Raw genomic sequence first — 16,824 nt, 5'->3', positions numbered from 1 at the left:
AGTTAGCGACTTTTATCACTTTTTAGCAATTCTGGACTGGACAAAAGCCACCACAATTGTTGTACTGATGCCCGACACAGCATTTGTGTCGTTTTTTCATGTAAAGGTAATTTTGATGTCTAAGATTAAAGGTAACGTTAAGTGGTTTAATGAATCCAAAGGCTTCGGCTTCATTACTCCGGAAGATGGCAGCAAAGACGTGTTCGTACACTTCTCTGCAATCCAGAGCAATGGTTTCAAAACCCTGGCTGAAGGCCAGCGCGTTGAGTTTGAAATCACTAACGGTGCCAAAGGCCCTTCTGCTGCAAACGTAATGCCTATCTAAGTCATTACCAGTAGAATATAAAAACCCGCCAAGGCGGGTTTTTTTTTGCCTGCTATTTCTCACGCAAACAGATACACTTTCAAAAATAACCCAACGATAACAACGCTTATCAGCACGCTCGCCCAGCCTGTCACCTGCTCTTTCATTGCCTTCTCCCCCAACGATATGGCAGGGATAGTGGCAGAGAAAAATTAAGCTAACATTAATACCGTGCGGCTTATTGGGTGACGAAGAGAGAAACCAGCCAAAATGCGAGCGCGGTCATCATAAACGAGCCTGCAAGGTTTAGCAGTACGTTCATACCTGCCCAGGCGAGTCGCCCGTCCTGCAACAGCATAACCACCTCCGCGGAGAACGTAGAGAATGTTGTCAGGCCGCCGCAGAAGCCGGTGGTAATAAGCAGTTTCCATACCGGATCGATGTTGCTAAAACGACTGAACAGTGCCAGGCCAAGGCCGATAATAAACGCGCCGATCAGGTTGGCCATCAGCGTTCCAATGGGGATCCCCATATGGACGGGGTTGAACTTCATACTCAGAAACCAGCGCGCGACGCTGCCGATCCCGCCGCCAATAAAAACGGCGAATAGCATCTGAATCACGATTAATCCTTATTAAACATCAGCAATGGGCAAAGTGTAGCGTTCAGACACAGAGATTTGCACCCGATATACTGTAATTAATCATTTGAGCGGTGAGGCACGTATGAAGGTTGCTGTAGGTCAGTTTGCAGTGGGGCCCTTCTGGCAGGAAAATGCGGCCACCTGCGTCAGTCTGATGGCAAAGGCAGCAGAGAAAGAGGCCGATTTGTTGGTGTTGCCGGAGGCGGTTTTGGCCAGAGATGACAATGACCCGGATATGTCAGTAAAGTCAGCACAGCCGCTGGATGGTCAGTATGTTGAACAGCTGCGTGAAGAAAGCCGAAAGAACGGCATGACCACAATAGTCACGCTGCATGTACCAACCTACCCCGGGCGGGCGGCAAACACCTTACTGGCAATCCGCAGCGGTGAGATTGTGGCGAGCTACCAGAAAGTTCATTTGTACGATGCTTTCAGCGTGCAGGAGTCCCGGCTGGTGGACGCGGGAGCGCGTTTAGCGCCCGTGATTGACGTTGCCGGAATGAACGTTGGGCTGATGACCTGCTACGACCTGCGCTTTCCGGACATGGCGCTGAGTCTTGCGCTGAGTGGGGCAGAGGTTCTGGTCCTCCCGGCTGCATGGCTAAAAGGCCCTCATAAAGAGGCTCATTGGGCAACCTTACTGGCTGCGCGCGCGCTGGATTCTACGTGCTATGTCGTGGCCGCTGGAGAATGCGGCAGTAAAAATATCGGCCAGAGCCGGGTCATCGATCCGCTAGGGGTGACGATTGCGGCCGCCGCAGAAGTGCCCGACCTAATCTTTGCCGAGATCGGCGCGGACAGAGTCGCGGCGGTAAGACAAATGCTGCCGGTGCTGGCCAATCGACGGTTTGCGGTACCTCAAATGTTATGATGTTTTTTTAATCAAACCTTGATTCGCCTTGTTACAGATTGCTATTGTGTTGCGCGGGCAAATATCCGTTAATGCAATCAGGTTTTTTATTCGCCGTTGTCACGGCATGCATCACAAAAGAAGGTAGGTATGGGAGAGATTAGTATTACTAAGCTGCTGGTTGTCGGCGCGCTGATCGTATTGCTGTTTGGTACCAAGAAGCTGCGCACGCTGGGCGGCGATCTCGGTTCTGCCATCAAGGGTTTTAAGAAAGCGATGGCCGAAGATGACAACGGCAAGAAGCCCGATACCGAAGCACCTGCAGAGCGCATCGTTCACAAAGACTGAATGACGACTGCAAAATAAAAAACCGGCTCATAATGGCCGGTTTTTTTTATGTGTGTCAGTTTAAGCGTAACAATATGTAACTCTTGTTACTTCACTTCCATCCCTTTTGCCTGCAGATCGGCGTGGTAGGAAGAGCGAACAAACGGGCCACAGGCGGCGTGGGTGAAGCCCATTGCCAGCGCTTCGGCTTTCATCTCTTCAAACTCATCCGGGCTAACATAGCGCTGCACCGGCAAGTGGTGACGGCTTGGCTGGAGATACTGGCCCAGCGTCAGCATGGTCACGCCGTGACGGCGCAGGTCGCGCATCACTTCGATGATTTCTTCGTTGGTTTCGCCCAGGCCTACCATCAGGCCGGACTTGGTAGGGATATCCGGATGGGCTTCTTTAAAGCGTTCAAGTAGCTTAAGTGACCAGTTGTAGTCTGCGCCTGGACGGACGTTGCGGTAGACGCGCGGTACGTTTTCCAGGTTGTGGTTGAACACATCCGGCGGCGTTGCGGTCAGTATATCCAGTGCGCGATCCATACGGCCTCTGAAGTCCGGAACCAGCGTTTCAATTTTAATGGTCGGATTTTTCTCGCGAATGGCGCTGATACAGTCAGCAAAGTGTTGTGCGCCACCATCGCGCAGATCGTCACGGTCCACGGAAGTAATCACCACATAGCGCAAACCTATGTCTGCAATGGTTTGAGCCAGTTTTTCAGGCTCGTTGGCGTCTGGCGCAACCGGGCGGCCATGCGCGACGTCACAGAATGGGCAACGACGGGTACAAATGGCGCCCAGAATCATAAAGGTCGCGGTACCGTGGTTAAAACATTCAGCAAGGTTAGGGCAGGAGGCTTCTTCGCAAACGGAGTGCAGACCATTTTTGCGCATCGCCGCTTTAATGCCCTGGATACGGGTTGAGTCAGACGGAAGCTTGATTTTCATCCATTCTGGCTTTCTCAACAGCTCCTGGCGCTCTGTCACCACGTTTTTTACCGGGATCAGCGCCATTTTATCGGCGTCGCGGTATTTAACGCCGCGTTCCATCACAATGGGTTTGCTCATAGGGTGCGTATTCCAGTTGCGGATAATGTAGTCAGGCTAATTCAAGCTAAGTTAGGATCTATCAACTATTTTTGAATTAATGGCCGGGAGTATATCATCACGGCCAGGGAGAATCAGTATACCCCAACATGAAATGGAGAAAGAATTGTAAATGGGTTGTTGTTTTGTGCTAAATACCAGGTTAACAGGGATGGTGTTCACCTCTGAAACAACCTGCAAGAGGTGAAAACCACTACTGCTCATGCAAACTCGTGGTGAATGGCCTTGATTATCTCCTGCAAAACCGTATCCCGGATGCTGAGTTTATTGAAATGCATGCTGGTTTCCATCGTCTTATCGGCAAACAGGTCGCAGTCGACGGCTCGCAGGTTCCAGGTCTCTTTGAACATCTCATATAACCGCCACGGCATGAAGCCCAGCAGATCGCTGCTGCCAAGCAGTGAGGATAGCGTGACATAATTGTAGCTGCTAAAGGCTATTTGCCGGTTCGGCAGGCGCTCACTGATCTGCTGGCGCAGGTCACGCAGCAAATCATCCTGCATGATCAGGAAGGTGTGTTCCATGCTCTGCATATCTTCGAGAGTCAAACGCTGCTCAAGGCAGGGATGACCTTCCCGGCAGACCACGGCAATGCTTTCCTGGTAAAGAGGCACGCTGGTGATGGTGCGCGCGTAGTGGCGGCTGGTATCTATAATTAAATCGGTCTGAAACTGACTTAGCTGAGACTCACCGTCGTTAATCGGCACGTTACGAATAAGCAGGTTTGGATTAACTTTGCGGATCGCAGAATAGACTTTAGGAATAACTAAAGCCCCAATCGACGGCTGGGTTGCGATAGTAATGGTTCGTTGCTGGTCATTACTGCTGTTAAAATCCAGGGCCCCAAGAATGGATTCCAGACCCTGGCTGATATATTCATGCAGATGTGCCGCATACGCCGTCGGTGTTACGCCCTGTCCTTTTCGAATGAATAATGGGTCGGGAAAAATATAGCGCAACTTTTGGATAGACTGGCTGATAGCCGAGGGCGTGAGGTTAAGCACTCTGGCTGCATTGACGATGCCTTTATGAATGTAGACAGCCTCAAAAATAGTCAGCAAGTTTAAATCTATGTTGCGTAACGTCTTGAATACGGGATAGTTGTTTTCGCCATCGCGATCCACGATTTTTTTCTCAGACAGTGGGTTTTGCCCCATGTCAGGTCTCCGCTAAAAAATAAAGAATATTATATTTATAGATACAAATAGAGAGATTGGGGGAATTGGCGTAGTTATTTTGCCAACCCAAGCACGAATGAGAAAAATTAAGCCGACGAAAGTGTACGATGCTGTCATTTATTTAAATAATGACAGTGCTGAATTATCCAATTGGTGATTATAACTGCTGGGTAAATGCGCTTTGACAGAAGGTACTCACAGGCCAGCGGAAAGCATTGCTGGCCTGTTCCGTTTAATCAGCGGCGCGATATTCGTGAGGTGGATAGTTTAACAGGGCAATAAAATTTTCGACCAGTCGCGGGTGAACATCGGCGACGGTAATCCCTTCGACAAAGTGGCTGACCTGAGTCATCTCCAACCCTGCGTAGCCGCACGGGTTGATGCGCAGGAAGGGCGAGAGATCCATATTGATGTTCAGCGCCAGGCCGTGGAAGGAGCAACCTTTGCGGATGCGCAGCCCCAGAGAACAAATCTTTCGTCCTTCGACATACACGCCTGGAGCATCTGCTCGTGGATAAGCCTCAATACCAAGCTCGGCCAGGGTGTTAACCACGGTTTGCTCCAGCAGGGTGACCAGTTCACGTACGCCAAGCTTACGTCGTTTTAAATTCAGCAGCAGGTACATAACCTGCTGGCCTGGCCCGTGGAAGGTCACCTGTCCCCCGCGGTCGCTCTGTACTACCGGGATGTCACCCGGCATCAGTACGTGCTCGGCTTTGCCTGCCTGGCCCTGGGTGAAAACCTGAGGGTGTTCCACCAACCAGATTTCGTCGGCAGTTGTTTCGTCACGAGTATCGGTAAAGTCATGCATTGCCTGCGACACGGGTTCATACGGCTGCAGGCCGAGGGTGCGGATCAGGATAGTGTCTTGAGACAAAACAGCGTCTCCGGGAGAAAAGGGTGGTTGGAAGTATATCACAGCAAAAAACCGGCCTGAGCCGGGTTAGAGGCTGCAAACAAAGTTAATTGATTTAAAAGCTCGAGCCTTGATCTAATAAAAGCAATGAATGCTGTGCTCTGGTTTGCCCCAAACAGTCGAAAACCACGATTTTCGGCTGTTTGTCATCAAGCTAAAACCCGGCCTGAGCCGGGCTATAGGATTACAGCACCATACGAACGATTTCGATGTTGCCTAATTCTTCGTACAGAGTTTCAACCTGCTCAATATGCGTTGCATTGATGGTAATAGAAACCGAGTGGTAGTTACCTTTGCTGCTCGGTTTAACCTGCGGCGTGTAGTCACCAGGGGCGTGGCGCTGCACCACCTCAACGACCAGATCAACCAGCTCCGGTTTCGCCAGGCCCATTACTTTATAAGTAAAAGAGGTTGGGAATTCGAGCAGTTCGTTCAGTTTGGTTTTCATGGTAGCTCCAGCGTTACGGCAATAAAAATGATAACTCCCGCCGACGGGCGGGAGTAGAGATTACGGGTGAACTCATCGTGGTATAGCGTCTGAAAACCGGTCTTACAGGAACAAAGAATCGGGTTCTCTGGCTTGCCCCAAACGGGCGAAAACCACGTTTTTCGTCCGTTTGTCATCAATAATAACCCCCGCCGGCGGGCGGGGGTTGCTTTGATGCATAGTATATGGGGGCAACTTTGACACTTTCAAGTGTTCAATAATTAACCGAACCAGTGGTGGAACATCAGTTTGATGTAATCGATGATTCGGCTGAAGAAATTCCCTTCCGGCATTTCTTGCAGCACAACTAACGGACGCTGCTCGATAGTCTTGCCATCCAGCTGGAAGTTAATGGTACCGACAACCTGGTTTTTCTGCAGCGGCGCGTGCAGTTCAGGCGTGGTGAGCACGTAGCTGGCTTTAAGATCTTTCATGCGCCCGCGTGGAATGGTCAGGTAAACGTCTTTGTCTACGCCGAGAGACGCACGATCGTTATCACCAAACCAGGCTGGCTCGGAGGCGAACTCTTTCCCTGCTTTTAGCGGAGAAACGGTTTCAAAGAAGCGGAAGCCCCAGGTCAGCAGTTTTTTGCTTTCGGTTTCACGCCCTTTATAGGTATGACCGCCGAGCACTGCAGAAATGAGGCGCATCTGACCTTCGGTCGCGGACGCCACCAGGTTGTAGCCTGCGGCGTCGGTGTGGCCGGTTTTGATGCCGTCTACGTTGAGGCTGGTATCCCACAGCAGACCGTTACGGTTGGTCTGGCGGATGTTATTGAAGGTGAACTCTTTCTCTTTGTAGATAGCGTATTCGTTTGGTACGTCGCGGATCAGCGCCTGGCCGATCAGCGCCATATCACGTGCGGAGCTGTACTGACCTTCCGCATCCAGGCCGTGCACGGTCTGGAAATGGGTATTTTTAAGACCCAGCGCGGAGACATAGCTGTTCATCAGGCTAACGAAAGCATCCTGGCTACCGGCGACAAAGTCAGCCATCGCGACGCAGGCATCGTTGCCGGACTGTAGGTTAATGCCGCGAACCAGTTTATTCACCGGAACCTGCATACCTGGCTGCAGGAACATTAAGGATGAACCTTTAAACACCGGGTTGCCGGTGGCCCAGGCATCTTTGCCGATGGTGACCATGGCATTGTCATCGAACTTACCTGCTTTCATCGCCTGGCCGATAACGTAGCTGGTCATCATCTTGGTCAGGCTTGCCGGGTCACGGCGCGCATCGGCGTTGGATTCGGCCAGCACTTTGCCTGAGTTGTAGTCAATCAGGATATACGCTTCTGCATCAATCTGCGGGACGCCAGGTATCATGGTTTTAATGTTGAGGTCGTCAGCTTGAGCAGAGGCCATGGCCGCGAAGGCGAGAGCCGAGGTGAGCGCCAGGCGCTTAATAAAACGTGCAGAAGGAGCTGTATTCATGATGGAACTACGACGTCCGTGATGGAATTAAAAAAAGTGTCTTACTATAGCAAAAGCATTTTTGACTGGCATCTGACTTTGCACGTGAGTTTGTTAATGGTCTTTACACAAAATTACCAATAACGTTGAGCAAGCAGGCGAATGAAAAACAGCATAAGCGCCGCCAGCAGCAATAATATCACCGCACAGGCGATAGCCAGGTCCGTATCACCGGTGGCAAGATTAAGATAGATAGCCATCGGCAACGTTTCTGTTCGCATGTGTGTTGCTCCCGCAAGCAGCAACGTAACACCAAATTCCCCCAGCGCCCGTGACCAGGCCATAACTACACCGGCGGCAAGGCCGGCAGAGGCTAGCGGCAACTCAATGGTAAACCAGATTCGTGTTGACGATGCACCAAGCGTTGCAGCTGCTTTACCATAACGCTCATCTACGGAAGAAAATGCGGCTCTGGCGGTTTGGATGATTACGGGCGTACCGACAAAGGCCTGCGCTACAACAATCCCAACTTGAGAGAACAAGAGATTCAGCCCGCCTGCGGCAAGCAGGTTCCCCGGCATACTGTGTGAAAATAGAAGCAACAACCCCAGCCCCGCAACCAGCGGTGGCATCACCAGGGGCAGTTCAAGTAATGCAGATAGTGCTACCTTGCCCGGCAACTGATGCTTTGCCAGCAACCATGCAGTGGGAATACCCAATAGCAGGGCTATCAAGAGTGCGATAAGCGAGCACTTTAGGGAGAGCGCTACGGCAAAGCGAATTTCCTGTGAGGCGAGCGTTGTGCGCAGGAGTTCAGGCGTCAGGCGCATTCCTAAGGCGACAATGACGCCGCAGATAGTTGAGGCCACGATAAAAAGGGCTACCGCGGCCAGTGCGCCGGGCAAACGCATGTTAGTGATGGCCGACTGGCGGGAATCCTGCCTCGCTGAAGGCGTTTTTCCCCTGTGTGGAGGTTAGCAGAGCAACAAACTTCTCTGCGTCCTGGCGATGAGTGGTGCTTTTTAATACGGCAACGCCAACTACTTCTGGTTTGAAGTAGTTTTCCGGGATCGGCAGGCTGGTCAGCTTATCAGCATACTTTATCATATCGTGATGGCCGATAATGGCGGCATCTACGTCCCCGCTGGAAACGTAAATCGCCAGCTGACTCATTGTGAGCGCGTGTACCACTACGTTTGCGCGTATGGCCTGTTGCTTGTCGCTATGGCTGAGAATGTCATCGGCTGTGCGCCCCAACGCCATCGCTTTTGCATCGCCCAGCGCGATACGGATGCCCGGTTTTGCCAGGTCGTCGAAGCTTTTTATCTTCTCTGCTGCTGATTTATTGATAGCCAGTACCGCACCGTGCAGTGCGATGGGATGGCTGGAGAGCACTTCACCGCCGTGATTAAGCTGGTCGATGTAAGGCATGGCACCCGAAATAAAAAGGTCACCGGAATGTGTCAGCTGAATACGCGCCATCATTTGGCCAGAACCACCGTATTCAATGGTGACGGGGTTACCTGTATTTGTGCGGTACAGACGAGCAACTTCTTCGACGGCGTTGCGCAGCCCGGCACCAGAATAGATATGCAGCCCCGCTTCGCTTGCATAGCCAACCGTAAGCGGGCTCAGAAGAAGCGTTAATAAAAGGGCCTTAACGAGAGTAGGCAGTGAGTGGAAAAAGGAGATCATACCGGTAGCTCCATTACGGGTTTTGCTGGACAGTGCCAGCGAAAATGTCCTCGCAGCAAACTTGTGACGCTTCCCTGATTGCTGGACGGTTGAAGACTAGCGTGCTGAACAAAAAGTAACCTTGAGGTTAATCAAGCGAATGGGGTTTTGAAAGCGGGGATAAAAGCTGGAAATACAGGACAATGCCGCCACGTAACCCAAAGAGTCGCGTGGCGGAGAGCATTAGTTTGCCGGTGCGTTCGTCACGAAGGACTGCTGTTGCGCTTCTGACATCAGGCGTTGCTGCAGGGCGGTGGCTTCATTGCGGCTGCTAAACGGGCCAAGCTGTACGCGATAAACCGCACCGTTATGGGAAACCGCTCCCGGAACGCCAAACTGCTGACTCAGCTTTTGCTGCCACTGGCTGGCTCGTGTGCCGTCGCTCACGGCGCCAACCTGAACAACATAACGCCCGCTGCTGGCAGGGGCGCTGGTTGCCGCCGCGCTACGCTGCACGTGGCCTTGCACAGAACCCGGTGCCGTGACGGGGGCGGCAACGGCAGGCGCAGGTTGTTCAACGATAGGTGCTGGCTGTGGAGCTACTGGCGGAGTGGCCGTCGTCGCTGCCGGGGCTGCCGCTGCGACGGGCTGCTGTGTTGTAGCAGTAGCCGGAGTATCAGGCGTTTCTATCACGCCTGCCGCAAGCGGCGTTGGCGCACCGAGAAAACCGCTGCTCTGAACCGGCGCGCCGGTAGAATCCGCGCTTTGCAGCGTGGCGTTGCTGATAGCGCGTACGTCACCCTGAGGTGCCGCAGGCTGTGCCGGGGAGGAAACGCTTCCCATGCCGCCGCTCAGGTCCGGGCGGGCCGGCAGGGCATAGGTCTGTTTAGCGATAGTCGTACAGGCGGTGCCCGGGCCGGACATTGTGCCATCCTGCGCGACAATAATTGGGTCAATACGAACTTTGGTATTGTTCGAGGTGTTCAGCCTGTCTGCTGCCGCGCGGGAAAGCGATATCACGCGGTCGTTGCCATAGGGGCCACGATCGTTGATGCGTACCACAATCATGCGGCCATTCGCGAGGTTAGTGATTCGCGCGTAGCTTGGGATCGGTAGGGTAGGGTGCGCGGCGGTGAGTGCGTTGAGATCAAACGCTTCACCAGAGGCGGTCAGGTTGCTTCCCGGCTCGGCGTCATAGATTGCCGCAAAACCGGATTGGCTGAAGTTTGCCGGATTCTGAACAATTTTGTAGATTTTGCCGTTATTCTGGTAATCCTGGTTTACCGACGGATTGAGTGGCTCGTAGCGTGGCTCAGCACCGCTGATTTCCACGACCGGGCCGTTGCACACTACCGGCTGCGGCGGCTGATTAACCGGCTGCTGACTCTCATCATTCGACGAACATGCTGCCAGTAACGCTGCTGCGATGCAGACGCCAACCCACCGTTTTTGCTTACCCATTGCGCACCTCATCCAGTTACACGCTTTTTGATAACATTTTTCTGTGTGTGTGTATCGACATGACGATACCGAACCCGGCCATCAGAACGATGAGCGCCGATCCCCCGTAGCTGACGAGCGGTAAAGGCACACCGACCACCGGTAAGATACCACTAACCATGCCAATATTTACAAATACATAGACGAATAATATCAGCATCAGCCCGCCGGCCATCACGCGCCCAAAGGTGGTTTGCGCCCGGGCGGCGATAAACAGGCCGCGCATAATCAGCAGCAGGTAAAGCGCCAGCAGCACCAGAATACCCACTAATCCTAGCTCTTCCGCGAGCACCGCGAAGATAAAGTCCGTATGGCGTTCGGGCAGGAATTCAAGCTGAGACTGTGTACCGTGCAGCCAGCCCTTGCCGCGCAGGCCACCGGAGCCAATCGCGATTTTGGACTGAATAATATGATAGCCCGCGCCCAGCGGATCGCTTTCCGGATCCAGCAGCATCATTACGCGGGCGCGCTGGTAGTCGTGCATCAGGAAGAACCACAGGATAGGCACGAAGGCCGCAACCAACAGCACGGCAACCAGAATGAGACGCCAGCTCATACCGGAGAGGAACAGCACAAACAGGCCTGATGCGGCGACCAAAATAGAGGTGCCGAGGTCAGGCTGTGCGGCGACCAGCAGGGTAGGCATGAAAATCAGGACGAGCGCAATGCCGGTATTTTTCAGCGTAGGCGGGCAAACGTCGCGGTTAATAAAACGGGCGACCATCAGCGGGACGGCAATTTTGGCGATTTCCGAAGGCTGAAAACGCACAAAGCCTAAGTCCAGCCAGCGCTGTGCTCCTTTAGAAATAGCGCCGAAGGCGTCAACCGCCACCAGCAAAATAATACAGAAAATATAGAGATAGGGCGCCCAGCCTTCATAAACGCGAGGCGGGATTTGCGCCATGACGACCATTATCACTAGTCCCATCAGGATCTGGCCGACTTTTCGCTCCATCATCCCCATATCCTGACCGCTGGCGCTCCATACCACCAGGGCACTGAATACCAGCAGCGCGAGGATAGTTACGAGGAATGTGGGATCCAGATGGATTTTATCCCAAATCGTCTTTTTATTTGGATTGTCAGTCATGCTCATTGATCCTCTGTGGCCGAGGCGGCCGGCGCTTCTGCTGGCAGAACCGTATTGTTATCCCCCAACATCACGTGGTCGAGGATTTGGCGCATGATGCTGCCTACTGCTGGGCCGGCACCACCGTTCTCAAGAATCATCGTCACGGTGTACTGCGGGTTATCATAAGGCGCGAACGCCGTCATCAGCTTGTGGTCACGCAGGCGTTCAGCAATTTTGTGCGCGTTATAGGTCTCGTTGGCTTTCAGGCCGAAGACCTGCGCAGTACCGGATTTCGCCGCCACTTTGTAAGGGGCATTAGCGAAGTATTTGTGTGCGGTGCCGTTTGGTCGGTTAGCTACGCCATACATCCCGTCTTTTGCGATTTCCCAATAGCCTGAGTGAATGTCGCCCACGGGGGCTTCGGTTGGCTGCTGCCAGGGAACCTGTTTGCCGTTTTCTGTGGTGCTCATCAGCAGGTGCGGCACGCGAACAATACCGTCGTTTATCAGGATCATCATCGCCTTACTCATCTGGATTGGCGTTGCTGTCCAGTAGCCCTGGCCGATACCGACCGGAATGGTGTCACCCTGATACCACGGTTTTTTAAAGCGCTTCAGCTTCCATTCACGCGTTGGCATGTTGCCCGCACGCTCTTCGGAAAGATCGATGCCGGTTAAATGGCCGTAGCCAAACTTGCTCATCCATTCGCCAATGCGGTCGATACCCATGTCATAGGCAACCTGATAGAAGAAAGTATCCGCCGATTCTTCCAGTGATTTGGTGACGTTCAGGCGACCGTGGCCCCATTTTTTCCAGTCACGGTAGCGTTTTTCGGAGCCTGGCAATTGCCACCAGCCTGGATCAAACAGCGACGTATTGCGGGTGATGACACCGGCGCTCAGTGCGGATACCGCCATATAAGGCTTCACGGTAGACGCTGGAGGATACACGCCCTGGGTGGCACGGTTGATCAGCGGCGTATTAGGGTCACTCAACAAGCCTGAGTAATCTTTGCTTGAGATACCATCAACAAACAGGTTTGGGTTGTAGCTAGGCATGGAAACCAGCGCCAGAATACCGCCGGTGCGCGGGTCGGTAACAACCACAGCAGCACGGCTGCCCGCCAGCAGGGTTTCGATATAGGTCTGAAGCTTCAAATCCAGCGTCAGATAAATGTCGTGCCCGGCCTGTGGCGGGACTTCTTTTAGCTGACGGATAACGCGGCCACGGTTGTTCACTTCAACCTCTTCATAGCCCGTTTGCCCGTGCAGCACATCTTCGTAATAGCGTTCAATGCCCAGCTTGCCGATGTCATGCGTTGAAGCATAGTTGGCAAGCTTGCCTTCTTTATCCAGGCGTTCGACGTCTTTATCGTTAATTTTCGATACGTAGCCGATGACGTGAGTCAGCGCGGAGCCATAAGGATAGTAGCGTCGCTTATAGCCTTTTACCTCAACGCCGGGGAAGCGATACTGGTTCACGGCAAAGCGAGCAACCTGAACTTCGGTGAGGTTGGTTTTTACCGCAATAGAGGTAAAGCGGTGCGAGCGTGAGCGCTCTTTTTTGAAGTTGGCAATATCATCGTCGGTCAGGTCCACCACCGGCCGAAGGGCCTCCAGCGTTTCCTGAACGTTATCGACTTTCTCCGGCATCATCTCAATTTGGTAGATGGTGCGGTTCAGCGCCAGCGGCGTGCCGTTACGATCGTAGATAATACCGCGGCTGGGCGGAATAGGGACCAGCTTGATGCGGTTTTCGTTGGACCGCGTCTGGTAGTCGTTAAAGCGAAGGATCTGCAGATTATAAAGATTGGCGATCAGCACGCCGGTAAGCAGCAAAATGCCGATAAAAGCGACCAGCGCCCGGCGCACAAAGAGCGCAGACTCAGCAGTGTAGTCGCGAAAAGAATTCTGTAATTTCATTCGCTGCTTAGTTTTACCCGCTCAGATTTACTCACGATGATAAGGGTGGTTGGTGGTAATGCTCCACGCCCGATAAAGGCTTTCTGCCACCAGCACCCTGACCAGCGGGTGAGGCATTGTTAGCGTGGAGAGCGACCAGCTTTGCTCGGCCGCGGCCTTGCAGGCTGGTGCTAAGCCTTCCGGGCCACCAATCAACAGGCTGACATCTCGGCCATCCTGCTTCCAGCGTTCGAGCTGCGTGGCAAGCTGCGGCGTATCCCACGGCTGACCGGGAATATCCAGCGTCACGATCCGGTTACCTTTGCCCGCGGCGGCCAGCATCATTTCACCCTCTTTTTCGAGGATACGTTTGATATCGGCATTTTTGCCGCGTTTTCCAGCCGGAATTTCTACCAGCTCAAAAGGCATATCTTTTGGAAAACGACGCAGGTACTCGGTGAAGCCGGTCTGCACCCAGTCAGGCATTTTGGTTCCAACGGCCACCAGTTGCAGCTTCACCCGTTAGCTCCAGAGTTTTTCCAGTTCGTACAGCTGGCGACTCTCTTCCTGCATGACGTGAACGATAATTTCGCCCAGATCGACAACAACCCAGTCGGACGCGTTAATGCCTTTCACGCCCATCGGCGACAGGCCAACTTCGCGGGAGGATTGAACAACGTGTTCAGCGATAGACATGACATGGCGGTTTGAGGTCCCGGTACAGATAACCATGCAATCCGTGATGCTTGATTTGCCTTTAACATCGATAGCGATGATATCCTGGCCTTTGAGATCGTCGATTTTATCGACGATGAAATCCTGAAGTGCTTTACCCTGCAAGTGTTCCCCCTGAGAGAATGAGAGTGTGTGGTTTGGCCCGTAAATAACCATTATACCCAACAGGGCAGGCGGCTTTGGCTGAAAAATTGGCCGTCCAGCGCGAATCGCGGGCTATCATCCCATTGCACGCCGACGTTTGCATCGCCATTTTTGTAAAACTATTTCAGATAAGCCGGATTTACGGGCAGGAAATTATGGCAGCGGAGCATAACAGCCTGAGGAGTGGTGTCAATGGCTGGCGCTTCCGGTAAAACATAATAGCGTAAACCTGCGCATTTCACTGCTGCGATACCGATGATTCAGACCAGGCTTAATGCTCAGCGATACAGTCGGTGCTGAAGAATAAATGCCAGCACTTCGGGTGGCAGGAGGTCGTCACAGGGCAGTTTTTTTTCAAGACGCTGGCGAATGGTAGTGGCGGAGATGTCATAGAGCGGAGTTTGCGCAAGGAACACTTTTCCCGCAGGTTGCCGATGTAACGTTTCAACCGAATCAGTGACGTTTTGCGCGAGCCATTTCTGCTGCTCGGGCGTTTCCATCGTTAGCGGGTAGCCCGGCCTCTGGGTAACCAGAAGATGGCACTGCGTGAGCAGCGTTTCCCAGCGGTGCCAGCGGTGCAAACTGAGTAAAGAGTCCTGGCCGATAATAAACGCCAGTGGTTGGTGTGGGCCAAGCTCGGCCCTAAGTTGTTCCAGGGTTTCAACCGTCCAGGACGGCGTTGAGCGTGCCAGCTCACGGTCATCCAGGGTGAACAGCGGATTAGCGGCGATCGCCAGCTCAATCATCGCTTTACGCTGTTCACTGCTGGCCTCCGGCTGCGGGCGGTGCGGCGGCACATTATTTGGCATGATAGTGACGCTTTTCAGCTTCGCCAGTCGTGCCAGCGCCTCAACCGATTTCAGATGACCGTAATGGATAGGATCAAAGGTACCGCCGTACAGCGCCAGTAGAGAAGAATCAGGCATCAATAAAGATTTCCGGTAAAGCTTTATGGCAAATCAGCAGCGAGAGACCTTCGAGATCGTCCCACACCGACTGCCCATAATCCTGTTTCAGCGTTAATTCTATGCGCGTCAGCAAACGCACGGCCTGGTAGAGTTGTTCAGCCGAAACACGGTTTAGCGCCTCGGTCACCAGTGGGCGGCGGTTTTGCCACACTCGCTGCTGATCGAAGAGTGTACGTAATGGGGTGGTCGCAGATTGGCGTTTAAGATTGACCAACTGCAATAACTCGCGCTGTAGCGTACGTAGCAGAATAACCGGCTCGCTGGCCTCAAGGCGGAGCTGCTGCAGGATATGCAGCGCCCGTTTGCTCTTACCGGCTAGCAGGGCGTCTACCCAATGAAAGGGGGTAAAGTGGGCGGCATCATTCACCGCTTGCTCAACGCGAGGTAACGTCAGTTTGCCATCTGTCCAAATAAGGGACAGTCTTTCCAGCGCCTGAGAAAGCGCCAGCAGATTGCCCTCATAGCAGTAACAAAGTAGCTGATTAGCTGCGTCATCCAGCGTCAGGTTCATCTGTTTTGCACGCTGTGATACCCAGCGAGGCAGGTTTGCCTGCTCAGGTGTCTGGCAGGTGACAAGCACAGAACGGTTCGCAAGCTGGGTAAACCAGGCGGCATTCTCTTGTGCTTTCGTCAGTTTGTTGCCGCGAACCAGCAGCAGAATGTCGTCATGGAGCAGGCTCACCAGCGTTTCTAGCTGAGCGTTAATCGCGGCATTCGGACCGTTTTCCGGCAGCAGTAGCAGAAGCGTTTGGCGGCTGGCAAACAGGCTCAGGGCCTGGCAAATGGAAAATAGCGCCTGCCAGTCTGTGGAGGCGTCAATCTGAACGGTGTGATGTTCTTCAAAACCGTGCTGTTGCGCGGTCTTGCGTACGGCATCCTGACTCTCCTGCAGCAGCAGAGGATCGTTACCTACCAGCAAATACGCCGCGCGCAGCCCTTCATTGAGCTGCGCGTGGAGTTGTTCCGGATACACTCGGATCATTGGCTAACAGAGGTTGCCGGTAGCGTAGTGGATACACGGCCTGCAGGCGCTGGAGCGGCCGGTTTTGATACGTTAACCGGTTTTTCCTCATCTTTCGTTGCTTCCACATCGGCTGCATGAACGGCCAGCAGTTTGCGGATCAGCTGTTGGGCAACGTTGGTGTACATCTCTTTGATGATCAGATCCTGCTCGGCATCTTTCGCCAGCGCAGTCAGCGGGTTGTCAAAGAATGAACGGTAGGTCTTCGCGCTGATCGGATAAATGTCGTGACCCGGGATCAGGACCTGGGCGTTGACGGTCATCACCATCTGGTATTCCGCAGTCTGGCCGTTCTGGAACACCGAAGCGGTATCCTGGCTGAGGCCTAAAGCACCCACACGCAGGGACGGAATATCCTTGCGGACGCCCGTGCCGGTATCGTCCACAATCGTGACGCCATTTAAGCGCAGCTGTTTACGGATTTCACGCGTTAGCGGACCGTTAGGATCGCCAGAGTTGAGGATCAGCGTCTTCATCTCTGAGGGAACCTGCGTGTTGCCACGCAGGTGAAAACCACATCCGGCGGTGACCAGCACCGCCAGGGTTACTAACAGGGTGACAAAGGGATGTCGCACGCTTC

Annotated in this window: 19 protein-coding genes; 3 read left to right on the top strand and 16 right to left on the bottom strand. The window is 53.3% G+C overall.

Features of this window, described 5'->3' with window-relative positions:
- Positions 1 to 115 precede the first annotated feature (115 nt).
- Positions 116 to 325, top strand: coding sequence for a transcription antiterminator/RNA stability regulator CspE (gene cspE / locus VGM55_RS11255; protein ID WP_004100146.1), 210 nt, complete (start codon positions 116 to 118; stop codon positions 323 to 325).
- A gap of 217 nt (positions 326 to 542) precedes the next feature.
- Here cspE and crcB read toward each other — a convergent pair whose 3' ends face one another.
- Positions 543 to 926 carry a fluoride efflux transporter CrcB gene (gene crcB, locus VGM55_RS11250; protein ID WP_331635483.1) on the bottom strand — a complete coding sequence of 128 codons (384 nt, stop codon included), beginning with the start codon at positions 924 to 926 and terminating at the stop codon, positions 543 to 545.
- Between the two features lie 103 nt (positions 927 to 1,029).
- Here crcB and VGM55_RS11245 point away from each other — a divergent pair, with 103 nt between their 5' ends.
- Together VGM55_RS11245 and tatE are read left to right on the top strand one after the other, a co-directional pair.
- On the top strand, positions 1,030 to 1,818 hold the full coding sequence (locus tag VGM55_RS11245) for a deaminated glutathione amidase (RefSeq protein ID WP_154185201.1): 789 nt from the start codon (positions 1,030 to 1,032) through the stop codon (positions 1,816 to 1,818).
- A 129-nt stretch (positions 1,819 to 1,947) separates the two neighbouring features.
- Positions 1,948 to 2,145, top strand: coding sequence for a twin-arginine translocase subunit TatE (gene tatE, locus VGM55_RS11240; protein WP_154185200.1), 198 nt, complete (start codon positions 1,948 to 1,950; stop codon positions 2,143 to 2,145).
- Positions 2,146 to 2,231: 86 nt separating this feature from the next.
- Here tatE and lipA read toward each other — a convergent pair whose 3' ends face one another.
- The 15 genes from lipA to lptE form a co-directional block, all read right to left on the bottom strand.
- The gene (gene lipA, locus VGM55_RS11235; RefSeq protein ID WP_331635482.1) at positions 2,232 to 3,197 is read right to left on the bottom strand and encodes a lipoyl synthase; all 966 of its coding nucleotides are present in this window, start codon (positions 3,195 to 3,197) and stop codon (positions 2,232 to 2,234) included.
- Between the two features lie 239 nt (positions 3,198 to 3,436).
- Complete coding sequence (locus tag VGM55_RS11230; RefSeq protein ID WP_154185198.1) at positions 3,437 to 4,393, bottom strand: YbeF family transcriptional regulator; 957 nt, start codon at positions 4,391 to 4,393, stop codon at positions 3,437 to 3,439.
- A 253-nt stretch (positions 4,394 to 4,646) separates the two neighbouring features.
- On the bottom strand, positions 4,647 to 5,291 hold the full coding sequence (gene lipB, locus VGM55_RS11225; protein WP_154185197.1) for a lipoyl(octanoyl) transferase LipB: 645 nt from the start codon (positions 5,289 to 5,291) through the stop codon (positions 4,647 to 4,649).
- 223 nt (positions 5,292 to 5,514) lie between these two features.
- Complete coding sequence (gene ybeD / locus VGM55_RS11220; RefSeq protein ID WP_008456041.1) at positions 5,515 to 5,778, bottom strand: DUF493 family protein YbeD; 264 nt, start codon at positions 5,776 to 5,778, stop codon at positions 5,515 to 5,517.
- A gap of 260 nt (positions 5,779 to 6,038) precedes the next feature.
- Positions 6,039 to 7,250 carry a D-alanyl-D-alanine carboxypeptidase DacA gene (dacA, locus tag VGM55_RS11215; RefSeq protein ID WP_154185196.1) on the bottom strand — a complete coding sequence of 404 codons (1,212 nt, stop codon included), beginning with the start codon at positions 7,248 to 7,250 and terminating at the stop codon, positions 6,039 to 6,041.
- Positions 7,251 to 7,363: 113 nt separating this feature from the next.
- Positions 7,364 to 8,140, bottom strand: coding sequence for an ABC transporter permease (locus tag VGM55_RS11210; RefSeq protein WP_331635481.1), 777 nt, complete (start codon positions 8,138 to 8,140; stop codon positions 7,364 to 7,366).
- A gap of 1 nt (position 8,141) precedes the next feature.
- Positions 8,142 to 8,924: a molybdate ABC transporter substrate-binding protein gene (gene modA / locus VGM55_RS11205; RefSeq protein WP_154185195.1), complete on the bottom strand. Its 783-nt coding sequence runs from the start codon at positions 8,922 to 8,924 to the stop codon at positions 8,142 to 8,144.
- Positions 8,925 to 9,146: 222 nt separating this feature from the next.
- Entirely contained in the window at positions 9,147 to 10,364 is a 1,218-nt protein-coding gene (rlpA, locus tag VGM55_RS11200) for an endolytic peptidoglycan transglycosylase RlpA (protein WP_331635480.1), read from the bottom strand.
- A gap of 16 nt (positions 10,365 to 10,380) precedes the next feature.
- The gene (gene mrdB / locus VGM55_RS11195) at positions 10,381 to 11,493 is read right to left on the bottom strand and encodes a peptidoglycan glycosyltransferase MrdB (protein WP_154185193.1); all 1,113 of its coding nucleotides are present in this window, start codon (positions 11,491 to 11,493) and stop codon (positions 10,381 to 10,383) included.
- A gap of 2 nt (positions 11,494 to 11,495) precedes the next feature.
- A complete protein-coding gene (gene mrdA / locus VGM55_RS11190; protein ID WP_154185192.1) occupies positions 11,496 to 13,397 on the bottom strand; it encodes a peptidoglycan DD-transpeptidase MrdA in 1,902 nt (633 codons plus the stop codon).
- Between the two features lie 27 nt (positions 13,398 to 13,424).
- Complete coding sequence (rlmH, locus tag VGM55_RS11185; protein WP_008456055.1) at positions 13,425 to 13,895, bottom strand: 23S rRNA (pseudouridine(1915)-N(3))-methyltransferase RlmH; 471 nt, start codon at positions 13,893 to 13,895, stop codon at positions 13,425 to 13,427.
- Positions 13,896 to 13,898: 3 nt separating this feature from the next.
- Positions 13,899 to 14,216, bottom strand: a complete 318-nt coding sequence (rsfS, locus tag VGM55_RS11180) for a ribosome silencing factor (protein ID WP_038474720.1) — start codon at positions 14,214 to 14,216, stop codon at positions 13,899 to 13,901.
- A gap of 317 nt (positions 14,217 to 14,533) precedes the next feature.
- Entirely contained in the window at positions 14,534 to 15,181 is a 648-nt protein-coding gene (gene nadD / locus VGM55_RS11175) for a nicotinate-nucleotide adenylyltransferase (RefSeq protein ID WP_154185191.1), read from the bottom strand.
- A complete protein-coding gene (gene holA / locus VGM55_RS11170) occupies positions 15,174 to 16,205 on the bottom strand; it encodes a DNA polymerase III subunit delta (protein WP_154185190.1) in 1,032 nt (343 codons plus the stop codon). Before holA ends, nadD begins: the two co-directional genes overlap by 8 nt.
- The gene (gene lptE / locus VGM55_RS11165; RefSeq protein ID WP_331635479.1) at positions 16,202 to 16,819 is read right to left on the bottom strand and encodes an LPS assembly lipoprotein LptE; all 618 of its coding nucleotides are present in this window, start codon (positions 16,817 to 16,819) and stop codon (positions 16,202 to 16,204) included. The genes holA and lptE overlap by 4 nt, the downstream gene beginning before the upstream one ends.
- Positions 16,820 to 16,824: the final 5 nt, after the last annotated feature.

Origin of the sequence: Cedecea sp. (assembly GCF_036500665.1) — a bacterium.
GTDB lineage: Bacteria > Pseudomonadota > Gammaproteobacteria > Enterobacterales > Enterobacteriaceae > Cedecea.
Note: the sequence above shows the minus strand (reverse complement) of the source record. Positions and strands in the feature narration are given on the sequence as shown.